At 70.7% G+C, this 6892-nt stretch carries 7 protein-coding genes; 3 read left to right on the top strand and 4 right to left on the bottom strand.

All coding sequences use genetic code 11. The features are described from left to right. Window positions 1-307, top strand: a 307-nt coding sequence (locus G6020_RS09720) for a PUA domain-containing protein (RefSeq protein ID WP_347238347.1), incomplete at its 5' end; no start/stop codon positions are given. A gap of 82 nt (window positions 308-389) precedes the next feature. Here the strand turns inward: G6020_RS09720 and G6020_RS09715 are convergent. From G6020_RS09715 to G6020_RS09705, 3 genes are all read right to left on the bottom strand, one after another. After that, window positions 390-1010 (bottom strand): carbonic anhydrase, encoded by a 621-nt coding sequence (locus G6020_RS09715; RefSeq protein ID WP_182610476.1) that lies wholly within the window; start codon window positions 1008-1010, stop codon window positions 390-392. A 135-nt stretch (window positions 1011-1145) separates the two neighbouring features. Then, on the bottom strand, window positions 1146-2024 hold the full coding sequence (locus G6020_RS09710; RefSeq protein ID WP_179524937.1) for a Sir2 family NAD-dependent protein deacetylase: 879 nt from the start codon (window positions 2022-2024) through the stop codon (window positions 1146-1148). After that, window positions 2021-2809: an MBL fold metallo-hydrolase gene (locus G6020_RS09705; RefSeq protein ID WP_179524938.1), complete on the bottom strand. Its 789-nt coding sequence runs from the start codon at window positions 2807-2809 to the stop codon at window positions 2021-2023. The genes G6020_RS09710 and G6020_RS09705 overlap by 4 nt, the downstream gene beginning before the upstream one ends. A gap of 23 nt (window positions 2810-2832) precedes the next feature. Between G6020_RS09705 and G6020_RS09700 the strand changes: the two genes are divergently transcribed. Both G6020_RS09700 and G6020_RS09695 read left to right on the top strand, forming a co-directional pair. Beyond that, the gene (locus G6020_RS09700; protein ID WP_304815314.1) at window positions 2833-3564 is read left to right on the top strand and encodes an AAA family ATPase; all 732 of its coding nucleotides are present in this window, start codon (window positions 2833-2835) and stop codon (window positions 3562-3564) included. Between the two features lie 17 nt (window positions 3565-3581). Then, complete coding sequence (locus G6020_RS09695; RefSeq protein WP_182610475.1) at window positions 3582-5402, top strand: FAD-binding dehydrogenase; 1821 nt, start codon at window positions 3582-3584, stop codon at window positions 5400-5402. A gap of 73 nt (window positions 5403-5475) precedes the next feature. Here the strand turns inward: G6020_RS09695 and G6020_RS09690 are convergent, their stop codons facing one another. Further along, window positions 5476-6741: a calcium/sodium antiporter gene (locus G6020_RS09690; protein WP_182610474.1), complete on the bottom strand. Its 1266-nt coding sequence runs from the start codon at window positions 6739-6741 to the stop codon at window positions 5476-5478. Window positions 6742-6892: the final 151 nt, after the last annotated feature.

Below are 6892 nucleotides of genomic sequence, written 5' to 3'. Positions count from 1 at the left end.
GCGGCGGTTCTGGGTCCGCCACGCCGCCGACGCGCGGGGTGCGGTGATCCTGGACGACGGCGCGGTGCGTGCCGTCACCGGCTCCCGGCGGTCGCTGCTCCTGGCGGGGGTGACCGGCGTCGACGGGCTGTTCCACTTCGGCGACGTGATCGAGATGCGTGACCAGGCCGGCGCGACCGTCGCCCGTGGGATCGCGCAATACGACTCGATCGAGGTGCGCTCGAGGTTGGCCGACCGCGCCTCGGGCGTGGGTACCACCGGTCAGGGGCGGCCGCTCGTGCACGCCGATGACCTGGTGGCCCTGTAGACGACTCGGGCCCCCGACGTCGTCGACGAGTCGGGTCCCTGACGTTCCCGGCGCGCCCCCGCGCAGCGGCCGGGACGCGGTCCTAGAGAGTGACCCGGCCCTCGGTGTGGACCGGGGTGACCGTGCCCTCGGCGAGGTTGTAGAGGGCGCCCACGATCGCGGTCCGGCCCTCCGTGATCGCACGGTTGACGGCCGTGGACTTCTCCCGGATCGCGGTGACGGTCTGACGCACGTTCTCGATCACCACGTCGTCGTACCCCGCGGAGGGGTCGCGACGGGCCTCGAACACGGCCGGGGAGATCCGCTCCACCACGTCGCGCAGGTAGCCGGACGGGGTGGAGTGCGTATCGATCGCGGTGATCGTCGCGCCGACGGCGCCGCACGAGGTGTGCCCGAGCACCAACGTGAGAGGGATGCCGAGCACGTCCACGCCGAACTCGATCGAGCCCAGGACGGACGGGTCCACGATGTGGCCGGCGTTGCGGATGACGAACAGGTCGCCCAGTCCCTGGTCGAAGACCACCTCGGCGGGCACCCGCGAGTCGGCGCAGCCGAAGACCATGCCGAAGGGGTGCTGCTCGCCGGCGAGCTCGGCGCGGCGGGCGGGGTCCTGGTGCCTGTGGAGCCCGGCGCCGTCAACGTAGCGGCGGTTGCCCGAGAGGAGTCGGTCCAGTACGGCATCGGGTGTCAGATCTGTGCTCATGCCCTCATTTTGCGCCTGCGCCGTTCCCGTGGATCACGCAGCCCGTTCGGGCATGCCGTCACCCGGCCGGATCACGCATGCCGATGACCAGCCCGATCACGCACGCCGATCACGTAATGGCAGCGCGCCGCCCGGTCACAGCGCGCGCTCCACGCGGGTGAGCACTTCGACGCAGTCACCGTCCACCGCGAGCAGAGCGTCGGCGTGCGCCCGGGTGTGGCCACGGTTGACCACGGCCACCGGGGTGTCGGTGGTGGCGGCGCGCCTCACGAACCGGTAGCCCGACCTCACCGTCAGGGAGGAGCCGACGACGACGACGAGGTCTGACTCGTCCACCAGGGCGTTGGCCGCGTGCACGCGATGCGCGGGGACGTTCTCGCCGAAGTAGACGATGTCGGGCTTGAGCACCCCGGAGCAGCGGCGGCAGTCCACCATCCGGAACCCGGCGGTGTCGTCCAGGACGGCGTCGGCGTCCGGTGCGACCTCGATGGCCCCGCGCGTGGTCACCCGCTCGGCGAACCCGGGGTTGAGGAGTTCCAGGTCCTCGTGCAACGCCCATCTGCTCTGCCGCGTCCCGCATCCCAGGCAGACCACCACCGCATAGCTGCCGTGCAGGTCCACGATGGTGCGGCTACCGGCCTTGAGATGCAGCAGGTCCACGTTCTGGGTGATGATCCCGGCGACGAGGCCGCGGTGCTCCCAGTCGGCCAGCAGCAGATGCGCGGCGTTGGGCCGAGCCGACTCCATGTGGCGCCACCCCAGGTGGTTGCGGGCCCAATAGTGGCGGCGGAACGCGGGATCGCCCACGAACTGCTGGAACGTCATCGGGGTGCGGGCGGGGGAGTCGGGGCCCCGGTAGTCGGGGATGCCGGAGGGGGTGGAGATCCCCGCACCGGTCAGGACAGTCGCCCGGCGTCCCCGCATCAGCTCGGCCAGCGCCTGCGCCCGCTCGGGAAGATCCGGGTCCGGGTCGGTGCGCTCTGCGGGCGTCCAGGCGGTCTCCCGGATCCTCATGTGCCGATGCCCCCCGGCCCGGAGGGATCATGCGCGCACACCACGGACAGGTCGTCCCGTCGGCGCGCGGCCAACGCCGCGAGGCGGGCGTGGGTCAGCTCGACCGCCGCCGGTTGCAACGCCATGAGGCGCTCCGGGATCCCGATGAGCCTGGCGTTCGCGGCCGCCGGGCCGATCTGGCCACGCGAGTAGAAGGCGTCGCCGGCGTGCAGGATGTCGTTGTCGTCGTCGGACTCTCCGCCCCCGCCGCCCGGGACCAGGACACCGGCGTGCCCGACGGTGTGACCGGGAAGGTCCACCAACACCATCCCCTCGGCCACGTGGTCGAGGGGGCGCACCCGGAACCCCTCCCACCTATCGGTCCCGTAGACGTATTCGGCGAAGTCGGGGCCGTGCGCCCACTGCGCGCGGCGGTACCTGCGGCGTTCGACCCAGCGGGGGGTGCGCACCGCCCACGTGAGCGCCTCGGCGGACACGTGCACCTGCGCCCCGGGGAAGTCGGCGAGTCCGCCGATGTGGTCGGCGTCCAGGTGGGTGATCACGATGTGTCGCACGTCGCGAGGGTCGAGACCCATCGCCTCGATGCGCCGGTGAGCGGTTTCCGCCGGGTCCAGGCGTGCGCGCAGCGCGTGTCGCATCGGACCCAGACGGCCGGACGGATCGGCGACGTCGCGGAGGCCGAGACCGGTGTCGACCAGCACGAGGTGGTCCGGGGCCTCGACCAGCAGCACCCGGCACGGGACCAGACCGAGGAGCGTCCCGCAGTTGATCTGGTGGATCCGCATGACGGCCACGGTACCGTGGCCGCGTGAACCGACACGGTGTGCTGGACCCGCGGCCGCTCGTGCGGGTGACGGTCGATCCGGACGCGGTCGCGGATCAGGATGTGTGGCCGTACTCGATCCCCGCGGTGGCCGACCTGATGCGCGGAGGGCTCGAACTCGAGGACCTGACGATCCTGGTGGGGGAGAACGGTGCGGGCAAGTCCACGCTCGTCGAAGCTGTGGCCATGGCGTACGGGCTGGGTGCCGAGGGAGGCTCGGTCAACGGCCGGGACGTCACGTGGGAGTCGGAGTCGCCGCTGCACGACGCCCTGCGGCTGGTCCGCGGCGGCGCCGCGTCGAAGTGGGGCTACTTCGTGCGCGCCGAGACGATGCACGGCATGTTCAGCTACCTGCAGTCGTCCGGGCCCGAGCAGGATTTCCACTCGCGCAGCCACGGGGAGGCGTTCTGGGACCTCGTCTCCACCTCACGGTTCTCGGGCGGCGGGTTGTTCGTGTTGGACGAGCCCGAGGCGGGGCTGTCTTTCGATGCCCAGCTCAGGCTGGTCGCGCTGCTGCTCGAGCTGGCCGATCGTCGCGGCGCGCAGGTGCTCATGGCCACCCACTCACCGATCCTGGCCTCGGTACCGGGTGCAGCGGTCTACGAGCTGTCCGACGAGGGGATGCAGCGCAGCCGGTGGCAGGACCTGACGATGGTGGACCAACATCGGCGCTATCTCGATGCTCCGGAGCGGTACCTGCGCCACCTCTTGGAGTGACCGGGCACACTGAACCCATGACCAATTCCGCGTCCCGTTCTGCCCGCACCGCCGGTGATGCCCGGCCCGTTCACCCCACATATCCGGCCTACCAACCGCCGTCGGTGTCCCGGGCCGCCAACGCCGGGCCGCTGCCCGCCCCGGAGCCCGGGTTCGTACCCGATCTGATCGTGGTGGGGCACGGGCTCGCAGGGCTCGTCGCCACCCACGAGGCCACCCGCGCCGGCAAGAAGGTACTGGTCGTGGACCAGGAGAACGAGAAGAACCTGGGCGGGCAGGCGTTCTGGTCTCTCGGCGGATTGTTCCTGGTGGACACCCCCGAACAACGCCGGATCGGCATCAAGGACTCGCTGGAACTCGCGTGGCGTGACTGGTTGGGTTCCGCCGGGTTCGACCGACCCGAGGACCACTGGCCGCGCGAGTGGGCGCGCGCGTACGTCGAGTTCGCGGCGGGGGAGAAGCGGCGGTATCTGCACGACCTGGGCCTGCGAATCATCCCCACCGTGGGCTGGGCCGAGCGGGGCGGTGGCGACGTGGACGGCCACGGCAACTCCGTTCCGCGATTCCACGTGACCTGGGGGACCGGGCCCGAGGTGGTGCGGGTCTTCGAGGAACCCGTCCGCGACGCCGCCCGCGCCGGCCTGGTGCGCTTCGCCGTTCGCCACCGGGTGGACGAGATCGTGATCGACGACGGCCGCGCAGCAGGGGTGCGGGGGGCGACCCTCGTACCGTGCGACCTCGACCGTGGTGTCGCCTCGCCCCGCGAGGAGACGGGCACGTTCGAGTTCCGGGCGAGCGCCGTGTTGATCGCCTCCGGAGGCATCGGCGGCAATCCCGACCTGGTCCGGCAGTACTGGCCCACCGACACACTGGGTGCGGCGCCCGAGCACCTGATCGTGGGCGTGCCCGAGCACGTCGACGGGCGGATGTTGGAAATCTCCGGGGCGGCCGGGGCGAACCTCATCAACCGGGACCGGATGTGGCACTACACCGAGGGCGTGGCCAATTTCGCGCCCGTCTGGCCCGCACACGCCATCCGGATCATCCCGGGGCCGTCCACGCTCTGGCTGGACGCGAATGGTGACCGGATGCCGGTGCCGCTGTTCCCCGGATTCCACACCACGGCATCCATCGAGGCCATCCGCCGCACCGGTCAGGACTACTCCTGGTTCATCCTCGACTCCGCCATCGCCGGCAAGGAGTTCATCCTCTCCGGTTCCGAACAGAACCCGGAGCTCACCGACAAGAGCGTGAAGAAGTTCGCGTCCAAGGCGGGGAAGGGACTGCCGCCGTCGATCGCCGACTTCGCCGAGAAGGGCGTCGACTGGGTGGTCGCGGACACGCTGGAAGAGATGGTCGCCGGCATGAACACGCTGCTGCGTGAGGGCGAGCCGGCGCTGGACCTCGAACGCGTCCGCGAGTTCGTACTGGCCATGGACGGGCAGATGGACAATCCGTTCGCCAAGGATGCGCAGGTGCAGGCCATCCACAACGCCCGGCGGGTCCTGACCGACAAGCTCACCCGCATGGCCAAACCACACCGGCTGCTCGCCGACTCCGGCCCGGGCAAGGGCTCCGCCGCCGGATCCGGCGGGCCGCTCATCGCGGTCAAGGTGCACCTCATGACCCGGAAGACTCTCGGTGGAGTCGAGACGACGCTCGACTCGCAGTGCCTGACCCCCGATGGTCAGCCCTTCCCGGGCCTGTACGCGGCGGGCGAGGTCGCCGGGTTCGGCGGCGGGGGGGTCCACGGGTACAACTCGCTGGAGGGCACGTTCCTCGGCGGCTGCATCTTCTCCGGGATGAAGGCGGGCCGAGCGATGGTGCGGGAGGTCTGATCGGGACGGGCGACCACGGCGGGCGCACGGACCTCGCGTCGAGGACCGTCGTCCCCGGCCGCGCTACGGGGGGTCACCCTGGGCCACCGGTCCCCGTATCCGTTGCGCCGTCGTGGGCGGGGACCGGTCGCGCCCGCGCCTGTCTGCGTCCCCGCAACAGACCGAGTTCGTAGGTGGCCAGCCCGATCAGCCACAACGCGGTGATGGGGATGACGAACCAGAGCATGGCGGCGCTGAACGGATCCAACGCGTCGTGGTCGGCCGCCTGCAGCACCACATAGACGACGTACGCGGCGTAGAAGCCGGTGAAGAGCAGTCCCTCCCACCGCTTGATCGCCATACCGGTGAAGGCGATCGGGAGCAGGGCCAGCGAGACGGCGAGCATGATCGGCAGGTCGAAGCGGACGGCCCCGGGGGCGACGTCGATGGGCGTGATGAGCGAGGTCATCCCGAGAACGGCACCGATGTTGAACATGTTGCTACCGACGATGTTGCCGATGGCCAGGTCCCGTTCGCCGCGGATCGCCGCCACCACGCTCGTGGCGAGCTCCGGCAGCGACGTCCCGACCGCCACCACCGTGAGACCGATGACCAGGTCACTCATTCCCCATGCCGATGCGAGATCACTCGCCGCCGCGACGAGTAGTCGCGCGCCGACCACCAGCAGGGCCACTCCGACGATCACGAAGGCGCTGCTGACCAGAACCGGGTGTGACGACGCGACGCCGGACGACCGCGTCTCGCCGGCGCTGGCGCCACCTGCGGGGTCATCACCCGCGGCGGCATCACCTGCGGCGTCATCGCCCGCGGCGGCATCACGTGCGGCGCCACCACCGGCGCCGTCACCGACCGGGTCCTCCGATGCCGCGGCGGCCCGGCCTCCATCCTGCTTGCGCGAGATGACGATCGTCGCCACCACATACGCCACGAGGCCGGCGAACAAGAGCAGACCGTCGAGGAAGCTGATCGTGCCGTCGAGTGCCACCAGCAGCGCGACCACCGAGAACAGCACCATGATGGGGATGTCGACGCGCACGATCCGGGACGTCGCCACCAGCGGGGCGACGATCGCTGTGAGGCCCAGGATGAGCAGGATGTTCGCGATGTTGCTGCCCACCACGTTGCCGACGGCCAACCCCGGGTACCCGCTCAGCGCGGCGTCGACGCTCACCGCGAACTCCGGCGCGGAGGTCGCGAAGGCGACGACGGTGAGTCCCACCACCAGCGGGGAGATTCCGAGGGTCGCGGCCAGACCGCCGGCGCCTCGCACCAGCACTTCGCCGCCGCCGATGAGGAGGACGAATCCCACCGCGAGGGCGAGCACCGTGAGGGCGCTCATGACGGGTCCGACCGGATCGTGGTGAACCCCGGCCCGGCCGACGGTGACGGTCTCGTTGCGTTACCCATGGGTCGATCATCCCGTGCCGGACTCCGGTCTGTCGATGCGCAGGCGGCGACCTCCCTGGACATCACACCCAGCCGGACATCAC

The organism is Dietzia sp. B19 (assembly GCF_014145155.1).
In the GTDB taxonomy this organism is placed as follows: domain Bacteria; phylum Actinomycetota; class Actinomycetes; order Mycobacteriales; family Mycobacteriaceae; genus Dietzia; species Dietzia natronolimnaea.
Note: the sequence above shows the minus strand (reverse complement) of the source record. Positions and strands in the feature narration are given on the sequence as shown.

Bases quoted from the DNA above. Each gene is read 5' to 3' on its own strand.
- G6020_RS09695 (WP_182610475.1), top strand. From the start codon at position 3,582: ATGACCAATTCCGCGTCCCGTTCTGCCCGCACCGCCGGTGATGCCCGG.
- G6020_RS09715 (WP_182610476.1), bottom strand. From the start codon at position 1,010: ATGAGCACAGATCTGACACCCGATGCCGTACTGGACCGACTCCTCTCG.
- G6020_RS09690 (WP_182610474.1), bottom strand. From the start codon at position 6,741: ATGAGCGCCCTCACGGTGCTCGCCCTCGCGGTGGGATTCGTCCTCCTC.
- G6020_RS09710 (WP_179524937.1), bottom strand. From the start codon at position 2,024: ATGAGGATCCGGGAGACCGCCTGGACGCCCGCAGAGCGCACCGACCCG.
- G6020_RS09705 (WP_179524938.1), bottom strand. From the start codon at position 2,809: ATGCGGATCCACCAGATCAACTGCGGGACGCTCCTCGGTCTGGTCCCG.